This is a genomic window from Pseudomonas sp. EA_105y_Pfl2_R69 (assembly GCF_963970915.1).
Taxonomy (GTDB): Bacteria; Pseudomonadota; Gammaproteobacteria; order Pseudomonadales; family Pseudomonadaceae; genus Aquipseudomonas.
Genome location: NZ_CAXAOO010000001.1, coordinates 607,974 through 626,322, shown reverse-complemented (window position 1 = coordinate 626,322; position 18,349 = coordinate 607,974). Strand labels below are relative to the sequence as shown.

General features: G+C 64.2%; 13 protein-coding genes. All 13 read right to left on the bottom strand.

The window, feature by feature from the left end; all coding sequences use genetic code 11:
• Positions 1–350: 350 nt before the first annotated feature.
• The 13 genes from AACY13_RS02715 to AACY13_RS02655 all read right to left on the bottom strand — a co-directional run bounded on the left by AACY13_RS02715 (position 351) and on the right by AACY13_RS02655 (position 18,348).
• Positions 351–1,493 carry an acyl-CoA dehydrogenase family protein gene (locus tag AACY13_RS02715; protein WP_339459139.1) on the bottom strand — a complete coding sequence of 381 codons (1,143 nt, stop codon included), beginning with the start codon at positions 1,491–1,493 and terminating at the stop codon, positions 351–353.
• Between the two features lie 11 nt (positions 1,494–1,504).
• Entirely contained in the window at positions 1,505–2,701 is a 1,197-nt protein-coding gene (locus AACY13_RS02710) for an acyl-CoA dehydrogenase family protein (protein WP_339459137.1), read from the bottom strand.
• A 19-nt stretch (positions 2,702–2,720) separates the two neighbouring features.
• Positions 2,721–3,902, bottom strand: coding sequence for an acetyl-CoA C-acyltransferase (locus AACY13_RS02705; RefSeq protein ID WP_339459136.1), 1,182 nt, complete (start codon positions 3,900–3,902; stop codon positions 2,721–2,723).
• Positions 3,899–6,004, bottom strand: a complete 2,106-nt coding sequence (locus AACY13_RS02700; protein WP_339459134.1) for a 3-hydroxyacyl-CoA dehydrogenase NAD-binding domain-containing protein — start codon at positions 6,002–6,004, stop codon at positions 3,899–3,901. Before AACY13_RS02700 ends, AACY13_RS02705 begins: the two co-directional genes overlap by 4 nt.
• A gap of 343 nt (positions 6,005–6,347) precedes the next feature.
• Positions 6,348–8,918 (bottom strand): LuxR C-terminal-related transcriptional regulator, encoded by a 2,571-nt coding sequence (locus tag AACY13_RS02695; RefSeq protein ID WP_339459132.1) that lies wholly within the window; start codon positions 8,916–8,918, stop codon positions 6,348–6,350.
• A 194-nt stretch (positions 8,919–9,112) separates the two neighbouring features.
• A complete protein-coding gene (locus tag AACY13_RS02690; protein WP_339459131.1) occupies positions 9,113–10,480 on the bottom strand; it encodes a DUF1329 domain-containing protein in 1,368 nt (455 codons plus the stop codon).
• A 25-nt stretch (positions 10,481–10,505) separates the two neighbouring features.
• Entirely contained in the window at positions 10,506–12,290 is a 1,785-nt protein-coding gene (locus AACY13_RS02685) for a DUF1302 domain-containing protein (protein WP_339459130.1), read from the bottom strand.
• A 317-nt stretch (positions 12,291–12,607) separates the two neighbouring features.
• A complete protein-coding gene (locus tag AACY13_RS02680) occupies positions 12,608–12,751 on the bottom strand; it encodes a DUF2474 domain-containing protein (protein WP_339459128.1) in 144 nt (47 codons plus the stop codon).
• A 151-nt stretch (positions 12,752–12,902) separates the two neighbouring features.
• Positions 12,903–13,910, bottom strand: coding sequence for a cytochrome d ubiquinol oxidase subunit II (gene cydB, locus AACY13_RS02675; protein ID WP_339459127.1), 1,008 nt, complete (start codon positions 13,908–13,910; stop codon positions 12,903–12,905).
• Positions 13,911–13,912: 2 nt separating this feature from the next.
• The gene (locus AACY13_RS02670; RefSeq protein WP_339459125.1) at positions 13,913–15,346 is read right to left on the bottom strand and encodes a cytochrome ubiquinol oxidase subunit I; all 1,434 of its coding nucleotides are present in this window, start codon (positions 15,344–15,346) and stop codon (positions 13,913–13,915) included.
• Between the two features lie 231 nt (positions 15,347–15,577).
• The gene (locus AACY13_RS02665; RefSeq protein WP_339459124.1) at positions 15,578–16,150 is read right to left on the bottom strand and encodes a nucleotidyltransferase family protein; all 573 of its coding nucleotides are present in this window, start codon (positions 16,148–16,150) and stop codon (positions 15,578–15,580) included.
• A gap of 1 nt (position 16,151) precedes the next feature.
• On the bottom strand, positions 16,152–17,123 hold the full coding sequence (locus AACY13_RS02660; RefSeq protein ID WP_339459122.1) for an XdhC family protein: 972 nt from the start codon (positions 17,121–17,123) through the stop codon (positions 16,152–16,154).
• Positions 17,124–17,139: 16 nt separating this feature from the next.
• Positions 17,140–18,348 (bottom strand): cytochrome c, encoded by a 1,209-nt coding sequence (locus AACY13_RS02655; protein WP_339459120.1) that lies wholly within the window; start codon positions 18,346–18,348, stop codon positions 17,140–17,142.
• Position 18,349 lies beyond the last annotated feature (1 nt).

The following is an 18,349-nucleotide window of genomic DNA, read 5'->3' as shown; positions in this document are numbered from 1 at the left end:
ACGTCCATTGTCAGGCCAGCCGAAGGCACGCCGCGCCATATTGATAACGCGCCCCCGAGCAACGACACAAATCGAGCGGTTCCGCACAAACGGCCGGCAGGCCAAGAGCGCTCAGCAAAAACGGGGAATAGGCAATCGACACGCCGGCAAGCAAGGGCCAAGCGTCGTCCATAGCCGGACGCGGGTAGCGGATACGGTGAGCGAGGCGGCGCTCAGTTTTGGCCGCGCGGACCTGGCCAGAGCACCGCCGTTATTGTCCGCAGCGAGACTGCCCGCTCGCCAACGAAAAGCGGGCCACGAATGGCCCGGAGCAATGGCTGGCTTACGCCAGCCAGACGTAACGCAGCTGATCAGGCGACGTCGAGCAGGTCAGCGTAGGCCTTCAAGTGATGGTCGTCATCGCCGAACTGGTGGCTGAGCATCACCAGGCGCTTGGCGTGATGGGCCAGCACGTACTCCCAGGTCATACCGATGCCGCCGTGCAGCTGGATGGCCTGTTCGGAAATAAAGCGACCGGCTCGGCTGCAAACGAACTTGGCGCTGGCGAGGAGGCGCGAGCGCTCCGCACAGTCGTCCTGATCGGCAACACAGGCCGCCAGGATCACCATGGACGTGGCCTGCTCCAGCTCGCTACGCATGTCCACCATGCGATGCTGCAGCGCCTGGAACTTGCCGATTTCGCTACCGAATTGCTTGCGCGTCTTCAGGTAGTCGAGGGTCAGGCTGCAGGCCTCCTGCATACTGCCCAGGGCCTCGGCACATTGCGCCGCGATCGCCCGGCCTTGCTGATAGCGAATGGCGGGGAGTGCGCCGCCGACCGAGCCGAGCAGCTGGTCGTTCGCCACCACCACCTCATCGAGGAACAGATCGCAGGCTTTCGGCCCATCGATGTTCGAGTAACTGCGCCGCGTAACACCCGCTGCCGTCGGATCAAGCAGAAACAGGCTGATGCCGTCTTCATCACGCGCCTCGCCGCTGGTACGTGCGCTGACCAGAATCTGCTCGGCGCTGTGGCCGCCGATCACCACCACCTTGCGCCCGCTCAGCCTGAAACCGCCCTCGACGGCTTGCGCACGCGTCTCGACGTCGTTCAGCCGGTAGTGGCTCTGCGCCTCTTCGAATGCGACCGCCAGCTGCAGCTGGGCGCTGGCCACCCCACCAAGCAACGCATCTTGCTGCGCCGCGCTGCCGAGCTGCTCGACCAGGCCACCGGCGAATATCACCGAATGAAGGTAGGGCTCCAGGCTCAGGACCCGGCCGAGTTCGGTCATGATCAGCATGGTCTCGACGCCACTGCCGCCGAAGCCGCCCAGTTCCTCGGCAAACGGCACGGCGGTCAGGCCCAGCTCACCCAGTTGCGCCCAGAACTCGGCAGAAAAACCCAGCGCTGTCCGGGCGTGCTGCTCACGCGCTTCGAAGCTATAAAGGTCGCGCACCAGACGCGCCGCGGTGTCTTGCAGCATTTGCTGCTCATCGGTCAGTTTGAAGTCCATTGTTTGTCTCCTTACAGCTCGAGAATCATCTTGGAAACGATGTTCTTCTGAATTTCGTTGGAGCCGCCGAAGATCGACAGCTTGCGCATGTTGAAGTAATGGCCGGCCAGGGCGGGGCTGTAGTCGGCGTGCAGCAGTTCGCCCTGATAGTCCAGCTCCAGTTCTTCCTCGAGGTGAGGCAACGCGTGGGGACCGACGACCTTGCGCAGCAGGTGGGTGATGGCCTGGCGGATCTCGGTGCCCTTGACCTTGAGGATCGAGCTTTCGGTGCCCGGCACCCCGCCCTGAGCGGCTGCCGCGCAGATGCGCAGGGTGCTGATCTCGATCGAGCACAGTTGCATTTCCAGCTCGGCGACCTGCGCCCGGAACAGCGGGTCCTCGATCATCGGCTTGCCATCGCACAGCTCTTTGCTGGCGATGTGCTTGAGTTTGCTGAGTGCGGCCTTGGAAGCGCCGATACCAGCCAGGCCGGTGCGCTCATGGGTCAACAGATACTTGGCGCAGGTCCAGCCCTTGTTCTCTTCACCCACCAGGTTGCCAACCGGCACCCTGACGTTGTCGAAGAACACTTCGTTGACCTCGTGATCGCCATCCAGGGTAATGATCGGCCGCACGCTGATGCCGGGGCTTTGCATATCGATCAACATGAAGGAAATGCCGCGCTGCTGCTGGGCTTGCGGGTCGGTGCGCACCAGGCAGAAGATCATGTTGGCGTGCTGGCCCAGGGTGGTCCAGGTCTTCTGGCCGCTCACCACATAGTGGTCGCCGTCGCGCACCGCGCGGGTCTTGAGGCTGGCCAGGTCGGAGCCGGCACCCGGCTCGGAATAGCCCTGACACCACCAATCCTCACCCGACAGGATGCGCGGCAGGTAGAAGTCCTTCTGCTGCTGGGTACCGAATTTGATGATCACCGGGGCGACCATGTTCACCCCGAAAGGTACCAGACGCGGAGCGCCGAAAGCGGCACCCTCTTCGTCGAAAATGTGCTTTTCCACGGGTCCCCAATCGGTACCGCCCAGCTCTACCGGCCAGCCGGGGGCATACCAGCCCTTGGCCGCGAGAATCTTCTGCCAGCGCTGGTGATCCTGCTTGGACAGGTGCTTGCCCAGCTTGACCTTGGCGGCGATATCGACCGGCAGCTGCTCGGCAAGAAAGGCCCGGACCTCGGTCCGGAAGGCGAGCTCTTCGGTGGTGTAGTTGATATTCATGGTTGTCCTGGTTCCTCTTTCAAGCGATTTCGAACAGGCCGGCGGCACCCATGCCGCCAGCGATGCACATGGTGACGACGACGAAACGGGCACCTCGGCGTCGCCCCTCGAGCAGGGCATGGCCGGTCATGCGCGCGCCGGTCATGCCGTAGGGGTGGCCGACGGCGATGGAGCCACCATTGACGTTGAGCTTCGCGGGATCGATGCCCAGGCGGTCACGGCAGTAAATGACCTGCGAGGCGAATGCTTCATTCAGCTCCCACAGGTCGATGTCATCGACCCTCAGGTTGTGACGTTTGAGCAGCTTGGATACGGCGAAAACCGGACCGATGCCCATCTCATCCGGCTCGCAACCGGCCACTGCAAAGCCGCGAAAGATGCCCAGGGCATCCAGGTTCTGCTGCTCGGCGATACGGCTGTCGACGATCACACACGCGCTCGCGCCATCGGACAGCTGACTGGCATTGCCTGCGGTGACCCAGTTGCCGGCACCCCGAACCGGCTCGAGGCCGGCCAGCGCATCGAGACTGGTGCCGGGGCGATTGCATTCGTCGCGCGCCAGGCTGACGGTCTCGTGGCTGATCGCGCCAGTGGCCTTGTCGGTGCTGACCTTGATCGACTGCAGCGGCACGATCTCGTCGTCGAACAATCCGGCTCGCTGGGCTGCCGCGGTACGCTGCTGGCTAAGCAGCGCCAACTCGTCCTGGGCTTCACGGCCGATACCGTAGCGCTGCGCGACTCTGTCCGCGGTGTCGATCATCGGCAGCCACAGGTCCGGTTTGACCTGGTACAGGCCCGCTTCCTGGATGTGGGCTTGATTGACGCTTGGCTGTACCAGGCTGATCGACTCGACCCCGCCGGCGACCATGGCCGCGACGCCTTCGGCCTTGATAAAGTGAGCAGCCTGGGCAATGGCCTGCAGGCCCGAACCACAGAAGCGGTTGATCGTCGCGCCAGCAACAGCAATCGGCAGCCCGGCCTGCACAGTGGCCAGACGGGCGATGTTCTTGCCGGTGGCCCCTTCAGGTAGGCCGCACCCCAGGATGCAATCCTCGATCAGTTGCGCATCGATGCCCGCGCGCTCGACGGCGTGGCGGATCACATGCCCGGCGAGAACGGCACCATGAGTGTTATTGAAGGCCCCGCGAAACGCCTTGCCGATCGGCGTGCGGGCGGTGGATAGAATGACGGCGTCGTTCATTGGCCGGGCTCCCAGGAGTTGAATGTGCGGCCTTCGGCGGCCAGTTTTTCCAGCAGCGGTGCGGGCTGCCACCAGGCACCGAAACGCTGATGGAACTCGCGAACACGTGCAAGCACCTGGTCCAGGCCGAGTTGATCGGCATAGAACATCGGCCCACCCCGGAAGGCCGGGAAGCCGTAACCGTTCAGGTAGATCGAGTCGATATCACTGGCCCGCTGCGCGATGCCTTCCTCGAGAATCTTGGCCCCCTCGTTGATCAGGGCAAAAATGCTGCGCTCAACGATATGCGCTGCACTCAGTTCGCGGCGCTCGATACCCTGCTGCTGTGAGGCGGCCTCCAGCAGTGCCGCCAGTTCGGGGTTCGGCTGCGGGGTGCGCGAGCCGGCCGGGTATAGATAGAAGCCCTTGCCAGTCTTCTGGCCGAGCATTCCGGCCGCGCACAACTTGTCCAGCAGGCACGGCAGGCGGTACTCGGACGGCAAGGTCTCGCGTTGGCGCTTGCGGATCGCCATGCCGATATCCAGCCCGGAAAGGTCGCGCATGGCCAACGGTCCCATGGCCATGCCGAAATCGCGCAAGGCGGCGTCCACCTGTTGCGCAGTGGCCCCCTCCTCCAGCAGAAATTCGGACTCACGGCCGTACTGGAAGACCATGCGATTGCCGACGAAGCCGTCGCAGACGCCTACCACCACGGCAACCTTCTTCAGGCGTTTGCCCAGGGCCATGGCGCTGGCCAGCACCTCGGCCGAGGTCTGCTCGCCACGTACCACTTCCAGCAGGCGCATGACGTTGGCCGGGCTGAAGAAATGCAGCCCGACCACATCCGCCGGGCGGCGGGTAAGCGCGGCAATGGCGTTGAGGTCCAGGGAGGAGGTGTTGGAGGCGAGAATCGCCCCCGCTTTGCACACGGCGTCGAGCTGCTCGAATACCTGGCGTTTGACCCCCATGTCCTCGAATACCGCTTCGACCACCACATCGACATCGGCCAGGGCCGCATAGTCGGTCACCCCTTCGAGCAGGGCCAGACGCTGGTCCATCGCCGCCTGGGTCAGGCTGCCGCGCTTGACACTCGCGGCATAGATGTCACGGGCACGTTGCAGGGCGCGATCGAGCGCCGCGGCGTCGACCTCCAGCAGCTTGACCGGCAGGCCCGCATTGACGAAGCAGAGGGCGATGCCCACGCCCATGGTGCCGCCCCCGATCACGGCGGCGCACTTGATCTCGCGTACCGGCGTATCGGCCGGCACGCCGGATACCTTGCCGGCCTGGCGCTCGGCGAAGAACGCGTGCACCAGCGCCGCGCGTTGCGGCGAGGCCAGGCACTCCTGGAACAGCTCGCGCTCGCGCTTCAACCCCTCAGCCAGGGGCAGCAAGGTGGCGGCCTCGACCGCTGACACGCAGCGCAGCGGCGCGAACAGGCCCGGCGAGCGCTTGCGCACCTCGGCGCGCTTGGCCTCGATCAACAGCGCGACATCCACATCGACCGACGCGATCCGCTGCTCGCCGCTGCGGCGTACGCCACGGCCCGCGGCCAGCAGGCGCTGGGCAAAAGCGCTGCCGGCCGCGGCCAGGTCGCCGTCGCACAACTCGTCAATGATGCCGTACTCGCAGGCGTCTGCCGCCGCAATGGGCGCACCGCTGACAATCATCTCCAGCGCTTTGGCCACCCCGGCCAGGCGCGGCAGGCGTTGCGTGCCGCCGGCCCCTGGCAGCAGGCCGAGCTTGACCTCCGGCAGGCCAACCCGGGTATCGGAGCGGGCGATCCGATAGTGGCAGCCCAGGGCCACCTCCAGACCGCCGCCCAACGCCGTGCCATGCAAAACCGCCACGCTGGGCTTGCTGCAAGCCTCGATCGCGTTGACCAGCTCGGGCAGGCTCGGCTCCTGCGGCGGCTTGCCGAATTCCTTGATATCGGCACCGGCGATAAAGGTGGAGCCGGCGCAGAGCAGGACGACCGCGTCGACCCGTGCATCCTCCTCGGCGGCGCGAAAGGCGTCCAGCAAGCCCTGGCGAACCGGCTGGCTCAAGGCATTGACCGGGGGATTATTAACGGTGATCAGGGCCAGATTGGCCCGTCGCTCGAACTGCACAGTGGCTTGCATTGCATATCTCCGCTCTATTTTATGGAAATATATTTCGCAGAGCGGAACATGTGCAAGCTTTTTGACAGAATAATCGAAATTAATCTGGGCCTGCCCGCCTTCGGGCCAAGCAATTCGTTATCAAGCCGAGGGATAAGAAAGGCCTGCGCGGAAAATCGCGCAGGACCAGGCCGACACCAACGTCGTCATGCCCAAGGTGCAGCAGTTAGATGGCAGCAGAATGGCCGTCAGCGCTTGTGAAAATATCGAGCGCCGTCGCAAGAGCACCTCGACTGTTCGCGGCACGCCGCGCCAGGCAGGGTGCCTGGGGGCTCACTGCAGGCGGCTATTGGTGTCCCGCCGCTTAGCTTAGCCAGCCCTGCGCCTTGGCATGCGCGACCGCCTGGGTGCGGCGCTCGACGCCGAATTTGACGTTGATATGGCGGGCGTGGCTCTTGACGGTATGCAGCGAAACGCACAGTTGCTCGGCGATCTGCTGGTTGGAGTGGCCCTGGGCGATCAGTTGCAGCACCAGCGCCTCGCGCTTGCTCAAGGGCGACTGGGCTGGCGCGGGCTCAAGCAAACGCAGGCAACCCTGACGCTCGGCCGGTGCTGGCAGCACGGATTCCAGCCAGCCCCTGCGCCGATCCCAGAGGCTGCGCAGCGGGCGCAGCAGAGCAAGACGCTCCGCCTCCGCCAAGGCCTTGCGCAGCAGAGCGGCGGCCGCTTGCTGTTGTCCAGCGAGCAGCTTGGCCTCGGCCAGGGCGAGCTGACACTCGCAGGCCAGGCCGCGCCGAGCGGATTCCCGGCACTCCCGCTCGAGCCCCTGCAGCGCCGCGGTCGCCGCGTCGACCCGGCCCAGCCTCAGCTCGGCCTGGGCAATACAGAGGCGGGCACGCAACGGCAGATCGTAGAAACCCGAGGGGGCCACCAATGCAAACCGCTGCAGGTTCTGCAGCACCTGATGGAAACAGTCCAGCGCGCGCGCCGGTTCGTCCTGGTATAGCCAGAGCACACCCTGGACATGGAGTAGCGCCTCGCGATAACGCACCTCCGGCACTTTCAGCCACTGCATCTGCCGCTCGGCCTTGCGCAAGAGCTGCTGGGCACGGTCGAGCTCGGCATTCTCCGCGGCCAACTCGGCCAGCTCCAGGTAACCGTATAGCAGGTAAGCGTCCTGACAGCGCTCGGCCTCCTCCAACGCCGCGCGCAGGGCGTGCTCAGCGTCGTCATGCTTGCCACGTCCGGCCAGCAATTTGCCGCGCAACACCAGCAAACGCACCATCACCGGCCCACGCTGGCCCGCCGCCTGAATATCCTGCAGGGATTGTTCGACCTGCTCCAACGCACGCTCGCCCTCGCCCTGCATCTCCAGCAGGTGAACGCGCTCGATGCTCAGCAACGCCTCGAAGGGCAGGTTGCCGCGCTGGCGAGTCAGGCGCAGCCCCTCGTGGTTGTACCCCTGGGCAGCCTGCAGGTCGTTCTCGGCCAGGGCCTGCTGGGTCAGCGTCTGGTAGCACAGCGCGCGCTGCGTCCAGGCTGACGAGGCCAGCATCGGCAACGCCTCCAGGCAGTGCTGGCGGGCACCGCTCAGGCCAAGCTGGCGCTGCAGCACGCCCTGAATCGTCTGGTACTGGGCCAGTAACTGCTGCTGACGACGGGCATCGGGCTGCGGCAGAAAGCGGGCGAGATCGTCGAGACAGGCGTTCACTTCCTCCAGTCTCGAGCAGATGATCAACGCCCAAGCCTGCAAGGTAATCAGCCGCGCGGTACTCACGAACAGCCCCGCCGGCAACTCGTCACGCCAAGCCAGGAACTGCGCGACGTTTTGCCCGATCAACAGTCGATCCTGGCCGAAGCGCTGCAGATAGCTGGCCGCCACATCCGGCTGCTCCGCCCAGAGGGCGTGCTCCACGGCTTCGCGCACCTCGCCCTGGAGGGCGAACCAACGGCTGGCCTGCGCATGGGCCGCACAGGGTACCTGGCTGCCCGGCTGAGACTTGAGCATGGCAACCAGGGGCCGGCCCAGGCGGAACCATTCTCTGTAACCGTCAGGCTCATGCAGACACAGCTGACGCTGCAGCAGCTCTTCGAAGACCTGGGTTCCGCGCTCCTCGCCCAGCAGGCGCACGCACAGCTCGACACAGAATTTTGGCATATGGGCCAACAGGGGCAGCGCTTGACGCAATCGCTCGGACAGGTCGGCAAGCAGCTCGCGGACAATGTACTCCTGCAGCAGCGGCGGATTGGCGCTCACCCGCTCGGGCAGATCCTGCGAATGCCCCTGGATAAGCAGCAGGCAGATGGCCGCCAGCCACCCCTCGCTTTGTGTCAGCAACAGCGCGCACTGCTCGCTGGACAGTTGCACCTGATAGCGCTGCAGCAAGGCGTTCAGCTCCTGCCGATCGAGCGCCAGGTCAGCCACGCCCAACTCCATCAGATCGCCCTGCAACAACAGCCGCGGCAGGCTCCAGGCCGGCCGCCGCCGGCCACTGATCCACCAACGCAAGGTGTGCGGCGCGCGCTCGAGCAGTCGGCTGAGGCAGGCATCGAGTTCATCGCAACGCTGCCTGGGGTAATCATCGAGCACGACCCACAGCGGCTGCTCGATACGCCCCAGCAGGTGCGCCAGTTCAATTTCGGGATCGCCGCCCCCATGGCTCAAGCGCAACGCAGCGGCCAAACGCTTGAGCAATTCGGCGGGGTCCAACGAATGGCCGAGCAGGTCGAGCCAGACCAGCCGAGTGTCGGGGCTGGCCTGGCGCAGGCATTCGTTGAGCAGCATGCTCTTGCCATAGCCGGCGGGTGCGCAAATCAGCGTCAGCCGGCATTCACTGGCCAGCAGCCGCTGGCTCAGGCGCGGCCGGGCGATATGCGCGGCAGACAACCGCGGCAAGGTGCACGCGGATCGGCTGGATGATTCGGCGAGAGTCATGGGTCGAGGCTCGTTAGGCGTGGTCATGCTTGGTTATGGTCACGGCTCCGGTCTTGTCCTTGACGAGACTATAGGAGCTCACGCGATATTACCCCGCACCGGCACAGGACGCGCGTAATGGCGAAAGCACGCGAGGCGCAGCCATAAAAAAGGCGACCGCAAGGCCGCCTCAAAGATGGAGCAGCGGACAGGACTCAGCGCACACCGGCGCTGCGCAGCGCAGCCGGGGTGAAGTCCTTGATCGACGCCAGAGTGCCGAACTCGGCGGGACGCTTCTCTTCGTTTCTCAGGCCGGACGCCACATAGCGTCCGCTAAGCAGATCGTAGAGCGCGTCGAAGGCACTGGCCGGGGTCTCGGCAGCGTAGTTTTGCAGCAGCATGCTCTGGCCGACCCGCCACAACTGACCGCGACCGTCATAGAACTCGGACGCGGCGATCTGCCAGGAATCCTCGGCGATAAAGAAACGGCGCTTGGCATAGATGTTCCGCTCGCCGGCCTTCAGCGTGGCTTCCACCACCCATACCCGATGCAACTCATAGCGGGCCAACTCCTGGTTGGTGTGGCCGGCCTTGAGGATGTCGCTGTATTTCAGGCGCGACGACGCGAGCCGGTAATTGTTATAGGGGATGTACATCTCTCGCTTACCCAGCAGCTTCCAGTCATAGCGATCCGGTGCACCGTTGTACATGTCGAAGTTATCCGAGGTGCGCAGACCGTCAGACGCCATGCCCGGTCCGTCGTAAGCCACCTGCGGGGCGCGACGCACGCGGCGCTGGCCGGCGTTGTAGAGCCAGGCCATACGCGGCTCCTTGACCTGATCGAGGAACTCGTGCACCAGCAGCACGTTGCCCGCCAGGCGAGAAGGCGCGGTGACCCGCTGTTTGAAGAACAACAGGGCGTTGTCGGCCTTGTCCGTCGCCAGATCCGGCATGCCGTCGGGGAAGGCCACTTCCTCTTCGACATGCACCGGGGTGAAGGCCCCATTAACTTGCGGGGTCGCCAGAACCGTGGTGCTGCGCTGGTTGCCGCCGCGGTAGCGCGTCATATGGTTCCACAGCACTTCCAGGCCGCTCTGGGGAATCGGAAAGGGGTAGTAACGACTCTCGGCGAAGTTCTTCAAGCCGTTGCCGCCCTCGATCAGTTCGGTCTGCAGCGCGCTGACCCGAGCGGCCTGGTAGATTGCCTGAGGTACCGCCGTCGAGCGATGGGTGGCATAGACCGGCATCTGGTAGCTGTCCGGGTAGCGCTCGAGCATGGCCGCCTGGCCTTCGGACAGCTTGTCGCGGTATTGCGCTACGTTCTGCGCGGTAATGGTGAACAACGGCTGCTCGCCGGCGAACGGGTCAGTGAGAAAGCCGCGCTCATCCACCGCCGCCGCGCCCTTGCCAAGCCCGCCGGTCCAGGCCGGAATACTGCCGTCGGCATTGCCGGCTTTCTCCGCGCCCAAGGGCGTCAGGAGGGTACCGAGCTGGCTGGCCTCCTCCGGGGATACGGCAGCGAGGACACTGCTCGCCAGCAACGAAAGGGTGAGCGCACTGATTAGCTTGCGTGTTGTTTTCATAATGCGAGTTCTCTGTGGGACCTGATTAGAAGTTCACGCCGAAACTGAGGGCGAGAAAGTCGCGGTCGACGGCCGTGTTGTATTCGCCACCGAAGAAGTCGGTGTACGACAGGCTGGCGCTGTAGGTGTTGCGATACTCGGCGTCCAGGCCGACGCTGATGGCTTTGGCCCCTTCGTTGAACACCGGACCGTAGCCGTCGACGTCGTGCGACCAGGACAAGTTGGGCTTGAGGTTGATGCCGGCGAACACATTGCTGTAGTCCCAGATTGCCCGGGTGCGGTAACCCCATGAGGTCGAGGTATAGAAGCCGTGAGTGTCCCCCTCGAAACCGAAAACGCCGAACAGCGAGTCACGTCCAAAACGCTCGCCATCTTCCGGGCTGGCAAGCCCGCCGATGCGCGTTACACCGAGTTCACCTACCAGAGTCAGGCGATCCGCCCCCATCACCTGATCGATAAAGTGGGTAAAGGTAGTCTGCGCCTGGGTCACTTCCATGCGTCGATAGCCGTTGTTATCCGCCCCTGGGGCGGTGGCGATCGGCGAAGTGCTGCCACCGGTAATGGGATTGACCAAGGCACGAGTCAGATCGGTGCTGTTCAGTTGCAGCGGCATGTTCGGTCGGTAGCTCAACTCGCCGGACCAGGCCGTACCGGTGGGCAGGCTGGTGGCGAAACTCAGACCGTACAGACGGATATCCTCGGGGTATTCGAGGAAATAACTGCCATTGCCAAGCATCACGCTCTGCGCCAACCCGGAGCGGAAAGGCGCAGGTGTGGCGGCAAGAATCCCGGGGAGCGCGGCCAGGGTCGCTGAGCCTGCCGTCTGGGTGCTGAAGATCGGGGTACGGCTGTGATAATTGAGGAAATAGGCACCATATTCCGCGTCATCGCCCATCCAGCGCAGGGCGAGTCCCCACTGGCCGTCATCGCGCGCATCACGATCACCCGCTCGCGGCACGACCACCCCCTCGGACGCCACCTCGAAGCCCTGACCGCCGGCGGCCGCGATGGGTTGCAGCGGCGCAATGGCCGGAGAGCCCACGGTGTCGTTGTGGTCGCAGCCATCGGCGACAACATCGCTGGAAGAGAAGAAAGTGCCGCAGTTGTCGACCACGGTCTGATCCCACTCCAACTGATAGAAGGCCTCGGCCGACAGATTGTCGGTCAGGGTCTGGGAGAGGTAGAACATATTGACCGGAATCAGGCCTTCCTTGACCTCGGCACCCGGACGACGGAAAGCGGCGGCATCGACCGGGTTGATCGCATTGATCGAGTTCTGGATAAAGGCGCTCTCACCCCAGCTAACCACCTGCTTGCCGATCCGAAATGTGCCCGGCAGATCGGCAACTGCATAGTTGTGGTAGAAAAAGGCATCGAGGATCTCTGCACCGGAAGCCTGCGCGGCGGTCTTGCGATTGTGGTCGTCGATATCCTTGAACAGACGCTTTTCGTCCTTCAACTCGAAGTCGTACCAGTACTTGCCACGCACGAACACGCCGCTGTCGCCGTATTTCAGCTCAAGGTCGTGGATGCCCTTGAAGATCTTCGAGAAGGTTTCCCCCTTCTTGAAGTTCAGCCGACCGTCATCGCCGGTCTGCGACTGACCCTGGCCACCGTTATTCGCACCGATCAGGTCCGGGTCGGCGCTGCGCATCGACCAACTAGCGCCCACAGACAAGGATGAATCGAACTGACCTTCGATCTCCCCAATGGCGAACGTGATGGCCTGCGCCGGCGCTGCGGCCCCGAGGGCTATGGCAAGGGCGAGGGCATGTGGCTGGAATAATCCGGGCCCTGTTGTTGTTATCATTGCGGCTCTCCAAGTGTGCAGAATGCACGGAGAAACCTACTCAGCGAACAGAGGGTTGATAAGTGATCGAAGGCTGGATTTTAGGCATCATACTTAAGTATGAGTTTTTCGATAAAGCCCCTAGAACAGGGCGTTGTGGCCACCACAGAGCATCCTGAATGCACGATGCTGGCGGTCGACAGGCATGCCGAGCGCCCGAAGGTTGCGAGGATGACTGGCAACGATCGCCGCACCCAGTGGATGCCCGCCTGCCTGCGCACGGCCCTCTCAACTCCGGCTGCGCCCTTGCCCTGAGCCCCCCCTCTTCGGCTCGACGATCAGGGCGTACCCATCCCCGCCGCCTGCATAAACAGGCGCAGCAGATAGGACACCGCGCCCAGGGCCAGCACGCTGCCGGCCCAGATCGCCACCAGCCAGCCGAGACGCTGCCATAGCGGCTTTTTCTCTTCTATGTCGTTCATCTTGCGGCCCTCATAACCTACTTGAGGTCTCGCGAGCTAGAGCCATGCAAGGCAAGAGCAGGCGAGGACGCGGAGTTTACTGCTGTAAATGAGCATCCGAGCCGGCTTTTAACGCAGCAGGGCCGACGCGCAGCAGACCGGAAACAGGCCCTCAGTGGTAGCCATCTTCTTCAGTTACCTTGCCGCGAAACACGTAATAGCTCCAGGCGGTGTACATCAGGATAAAGGGAATGATGAACAGCGCCCCGACCAGGATAAAGCCCTGGCTCTGCGGCGGCGCGGCGGCCTCCCAGATGCTGATCGACGGCGGAATGATATTCGGCCACAGGCTGATGCCCAGGCCGCTGTAGCCGAGGAAGATCAGCGTCAGGGTCAGCAGGAACGGCGCGTAGTTGGCATTGCGCGCCACCGCCCGCAGCAGCGCCCAGGTGCACAGCAGCACCAGCAGCGGCACCGGCATAAACCAGAAGATATTCGGCAGGCTGAACCAGCGCTCGGCGATCTCGGCATGGGCCAGCGGCGTCCACAGGCTGACGATGCCGGTGACGCCGAGCAGGACGAACACCAGCGGCCGCGCCAGGTCATGCATCTGCTGTTGCAGGCGGCCTTCGGTCTTCATGATCAGCCAGGTGCAGCCGAGCAAGGCGTAGGCGGCAATCAGCGCCAGGCCGCAGAACAGCGAGAACGGCGTCAGCCAGTCCAGCGCACCGCCGACATAGACCCGGTCGACCACCTCGAAACCGTCGATATAGGCCCCCAGCGCCACCCCCTGGAAGAAGGTCGCGGTCAGCGAGCCGCCGATAAAGGCCTTGTCCCAGAGATGCCGCTTGGCCGCCTTGGCCTTGAAGCGGAACTCGAAGGCCACGCCGCGGAAAATCAGCCCCAGCAACATAAAGATCAGCGGCAGGTAGAGCGCGCTCAGGACCACCGCATAGGCCAGCGGAAAGGCCCCGAACAGCGCCGCGCCGCCGAGCACCAGCCAGGTCTCGTTGCCGTCCCAGACTGGGGCCACGGTATTCATCATCACATCGCGCTCGCCTTCACTTTTGACGAAGGGAAAGAGAATGCCGATGCCCAGATCGAAGCCGTCCATGACCACATACATCATCACCCCGAAGGCAATGATCACAGCCCAGATCAGCGAAAGGTCGATACCCATGGTCAAGTCCTCTCAGTCAGGCTGTCGTTATCGTCCAGGCCTTCTTCGGCCGCTGACAGCGGCCGTGACGGCGTGCGTTTCTGGCCAGGCCCACCTTCAGCAACTTCTTTGCCTTCGTCGGTGATCGGGCCTTTGCGCACCAGGCGCATCATGTAGCCGATGCCCGCGCCGAACAGGGCGAAGTAGACCACCACGAACAGCACCAGGGTCAGGCTCATCTGCGCGAAGCTGTGCCCGGACGAGGCATCGGCGGTGCGCATCAGGCCATGGATAATCCACGGCTGACGGCCAATTTCGGTGGTGTACCAACCGGCAAGCAGGGCGATGATCCCCGACGGCCCCATCCACACCGCCAGATGCAGCAGCGGACGCGACTGGAACAGCGTGCCGCGCATGCGCGACCAAAGCCCCCAGAGCCCGGTGAGGATCATCAGCATGCCCAGGCCGACCATCACCCGAAAGGTCCAGAACACGATGGTCGAGTTGGGCCGATCTTCCTTGGCGAACTCCTTGAGCGCCGGCACTTGCTTATCCAGGCTGTGGGTCAGGATCAGGCTGCCAAGGGCGGGAATCTCGATCTTGAAGCGGGTCTCCTCGCGCTGCATGTCCGGCCAGCCGAACAGGATCAACGGGGTCGGCTCATCGCCGTGGTTTTCCCAATGCCCCTCGATCGCGGCGATCTTCGCTGGCTGGTACTTGAGGGTATTCAGGCCGTGGAAGTCGCCGATCATGGCCTGGATCGGGGCCACGATCAGCGCCATCCACATGGCCATCGAGAGCATCTTGCGCAGCGCCGGGTTGTCGCGGCCGCGCAGCAGGTGCCAGGCCGCCGACGCTCCGACGAAGAACGCGGTGGAGAGGAACGCGGCGGTGGCCATATGGGCCAGGCGGTAAGGGAACGAGGGGTTAAACACCACGGCCAGCCAGTCCACCGGGATCACCCGCCCATCGATGATCTCGAAGCCCTGGGGGGTGTGCATCCAGCTGTTGGAGGCGAGAATCCAGAAGGTCGAGATCAGCGTGCCGACCGCCACCATCAGCGTGGAGAAGAAGTGCAGGCCGGGACCGACGCGGTGCCAGCCGAACAGCATGACCCCGAGAAAGCCGGCCTCGAGGAAGAAGGCGGTGAGCACCTCATAGGTCAGCAGCGGCCCGGTGACCGCCCCGGCAAAATCCGAGAAGGCGCTCCAGTTGGTGCCGAACTGGTAGGCCATGACCAGACCCGAGACCACGCCCATGCCGAAGTTGACCGCGAAGATCTTCGCCCAGAAGTGATACAGGTCGCGGTACACCGTCTCGCCGCTCTTCAGCCACAGGCCTTCGAGCACGGCCAGGTAACTGGCCAGGCCGATGGTGATGGCCGGGAAGATGATATGGAACGAGATGGTGAATGCGAACTGGATTCGGGCGAGATCGAGAGCCTCCAATCCAAACATGGTGTTTCCTCAGTCAGATGGTACGGGGCATGGCGCACGGGGTGCCAGCCAGTCACGGGTCAGCAGTCAGGGGAGTTATTATTTGGGGGCTATCGAGCAGGGTAAAACGCCTTCACAACCACGCTCCAAAGGTGTTGACGCGGATCAAGGCATGCCTAAAGAGTAGCGCCTCGCTGGGCAAATTCTGCTGTGGTTGATTGTCGCGCGACGAGCTGCCACAAGGGCTGCGCCTCAGGGCTCGAGCAACGCCTCGGGGCGGTCGACATCGCGCAGCACGCCGGGATCATGCAGAACAATCCCGTGGCAGGCCGACGCATTCGCCTGCAGCAGGGCTCGCGCACCTTCATCACCGCGCAGGGTCTGCAGTTGCGACCAGAAGGCGCGACCGAACAACACCGGGTGGCCGCGCTGGCCGTCGTACCGCGGATAGACGATACGTTCGGCCGCCGCATGACTGCACAGCAGCTGCAGGCTGTCCGCGCGGATCCAGGGCATATCGCCGAGCAGCACCGCGATGGCTTCGGCGTCTTGCCCGGCCATGGCGCGGATACCGGCAGCCAGGCTATGGCCCATGCCCTGGTCGGAATCATGGCAACGAATAATCCGGCAAGCGACTGGCAGCCCTAGCGCCTGCGGGTCATCGCCTGGGCGCAGTAGCACATGCACCTCAGCGAACACCTGCAACGCGCTCTCGACGCTGGCGGCCAGCAGACTGCGACCGCCAGGCAAACGGGCCAGGCGCTTGTCACTGCCGAAACGCGTGCCACGCCCGGCGGCGAGCATCAAGGCGATCACCTTGGCCATCTCAGAGCGCATCCCGCGCCAGGCCGTTGCGCACCCGCAGGATGTCGGCCAATACCGCCAGGGCGATTTCCGCCGGGGTCTTGCTGCCCAGGCTCAGGCCAATCGGCGCAATGATCCGCGCCAACTGGGCCTCGTCCAGACCGCCGACCCGGCGCAGGCGCTCGAAGCGCTTGGCGCTGGTGGCCATGGAACCCATCACGCCGATATAGAAGGCTTCGGTGCGCACCGCCTCGATCATTGCCAGGTCGTCGATGCGCGGATCATGGGTCAGTGCCACCACGGCGGTGTCGGCATGGCAACCGCCCAGGCGGATCACCTCGGATGGCAGCTCGCGGCGAATCTCCACCCCCGGCAACTCGACGCCTTGCAGCACCTCGTCACGCGGGTCACAGAGCAGCACCTCGAAGCCCAGGCTCTGGGCGAACTCGGCACACACCTGAGCCACCGAGGAATAACCCGCCAGCAGCAAGCGCTGGGCCGCGCCGACGCGCAGGCGCAGCAGATTTGGTTGACGCTCCACCCGTGGGCCCTGAGCGCCATCAGCCAACAAGCGACGCTCGCCGTTTGGCAGGGCCACTTCGCGAATCAGCCGACGCTGGCCGGCCAGCGCGCCTTCCAGCTCACGCAGATGGGCCTGAACCTCGCAGTCGGCCGGCAGGTTTTCCACCAGCACTTCCAGCACGCCGCCGCAGGGCAGGCTGATCCGCGAGCGCGGGTCGCTGCCATCGCCATAACGCAGCACATAAATCGGCTCGGGGAACGCGCCGGCGGCCAGCTGCTCAAGCAATTCATCCTCGACGCAGCCGCCAGACAACGAGCCAATCCACTCACCACTCGCGGTGGCAGCCAGCAGCGAACCCGGCGCACGCGGTGCCGAGCCGTAGGTGGCCAGCACCGTGCACAGCCACACCCGCTGCCCCGCCGCCGACCATTGCAACGCCTGGCGCACGACCTGCTGATCAAGGTGCTGCATCAGCGTTCACCCAGCCTCAATGGCCCTTCTCGCTGCGCAGTTGGCTGACCTGCTGCGGGCTCAACTCGGCCGCCTGGCCGCCCCAGGTCTGCCGCAGGTAATGCAGCAGGTCGCGCAGCTGCGTGTCGTCCAGGGTGTCGCTGAACCCCGGCATCGGCTGCATGCGCTCGAAACCGGTGAATTGCTGTTCCTTGATGCCGTCATCGATCACCCGCAACAGGTTGCGCGCATCGTTCAGGCGCAGGGTGGTGTTGCCGTCCATGGCCACGGCCACGTGAGGAATGCCCTCGCCCGCCGCGCCGTGGCAACCGGCGCACAGGTTGAGGTAGTGCTGACGCCCCTGCTGAGCACTCTCGTCGAGCTTGTCCAAGGCCACGCTGGCGACCTTGCGCGCCTCGGGCGGCTGGTCGCCGAGCAGGTAGGTGGCCATGGCCTGGTGGTCATCCAGCGGCAGGTACTGGGTGCTGTGATGCAGCACCGGGTACATCTCGTTGAACATCGAGCCCTGGGCGCTGATCCCGTGCTTGAGGAAGGTTGCCAAGTCCTCAGGGTTCCAGCCACGCTGAGCCAAGTCCTCAGCCAACAGGCTCGGGGCTTCATAACCGAGCAACACGCCGCCCTGCATACGCTGATCCTGCTGCAACGCACCAAGAGCATTGCGCGGGGTGTGGCACTCGCCGCAGTGGCCGAGCACTTCAACCAGATACTGACCGCGCTGCCAGGTCTCGCTCTTGCCCTCGACCGGCTGCAACTGCACGCGGTTCTTGTAGAGCATGTTCCAGAAGCTCAGGCCGAAGCGCAGATTGAACGGGAAGCTCAGGGCGGTCTGCGGGCTGGGCTTGGCGATCGGCTCCAGGCTCATCAGGTAGGCGTAGATGGCGTCGGAGTCTTCACGCTTGAGCAGGTGATAGGAGGTGTAGGGCATCGCCGGATAGAGCTTGCTGCCGTCACGCCGCTCACCTTCGGCCACCGCGCGATAGAAGTCATCTGCGCTGTACTCACCGATGCCGTACTGTTTGTCCGGGGTGATATTGGTGCCGTAGATGGTGCCGAACGGCGACTCCAGCGGCAGGCCGCCAGCGTACTCGGCACCGCCTTCGATGCTGTGGCAGGCCACGCAGTCGGCGGCGCGTGCCAGGTACTTGCCGCGCTCGATCAGTTGCTTATCGGCCGCCTGGGCAGCCAAGGGCAGCAACAGGGCGGCAGCGATCAGAATGCTCTTCATG

Coding starts and splice junctions, on each gene's coding strand:
- AACY13_RS02715 (WP_339459139.1), bottom strand. CDS start 1,493: ATGGACTTCAAACTGACCGATGAGCAGCAAATGCTGCAAGACACCGCG.
- AACY13_RS02710 (WP_339459137.1), bottom strand. CDS start 2,701: ATGAATATCAACTACACCACCGAAGAGCTCGCCTTCCGGACCGAGGTC.
- AACY13_RS02705 (WP_339459136.1), bottom strand. CDS start 3,902: ATGAACGACGCCGTCATTCTATCCACCGCCCGCACGCCGATCGGCAAG.
- AACY13_RS02700 (WP_339459134.1), bottom strand. CDS start 6,004: ATGCAAGCCACTGTGCAGTTCGAGCGACGGGCCAATCTGGCCCTGATC.
- AACY13_RS02695 (WP_339459132.1), bottom strand. CDS start 8,918: ATGACTCTCGCCGAATCATCCAGCCGATCCGCGTGCACCTTGCCGCGG.
- AACY13_RS02690 (WP_339459131.1), bottom strand. CDS start 10,480: ATGAAAACAACACGCAAGCTAATCAGTGCGCTCACCCTTTCGTTGCTG.
- AACY13_RS02685 (WP_339459130.1), bottom strand. CDS start 12,290: ATGATAACAACAACAGGGCCCGGATTATTCCAGCCACATGCCCTCGCC.
- AACY13_RS02680 (WP_339459128.1), bottom strand. CDS start 12,751: ATGAACGACATAGAAGAGAAAAAGCCGCTATGGCAGCGTCTCGGCTGG.
- cydB (WP_339459127.1), bottom strand. CDS start 13,910: ATGGGTATCGACCTTTCGCTGATCTGGGCTGTGATCATTGCCTTCGGG.
- AACY13_RS02670 (WP_339459125.1), bottom strand. CDS start 15,346: ATGTTTGGATTGGAGGCTCTCGATCTCGCCCGAATCCAGTTCGCATTC.
- AACY13_RS02665 (WP_339459124.1), bottom strand. CDS start 16,150: ATGGCCAAGGTGATCGCCTTGATGCTCGCCGCCGGGCGTGGCACGCGT.
- AACY13_RS02660 (WP_339459122.1), bottom strand. CDS start 17,123: ATGCAGCACCTTGATCAGCAGGTCGTGCGCCAGGCGTTGCAATGGTCG.
- AACY13_RS02655 (WP_339459120.1), bottom strand. CDS start 18,348: ATGAAGAGCATTCTGATCGCTGCCGCCCTGTTGCTGCCCTTGGCTGCC.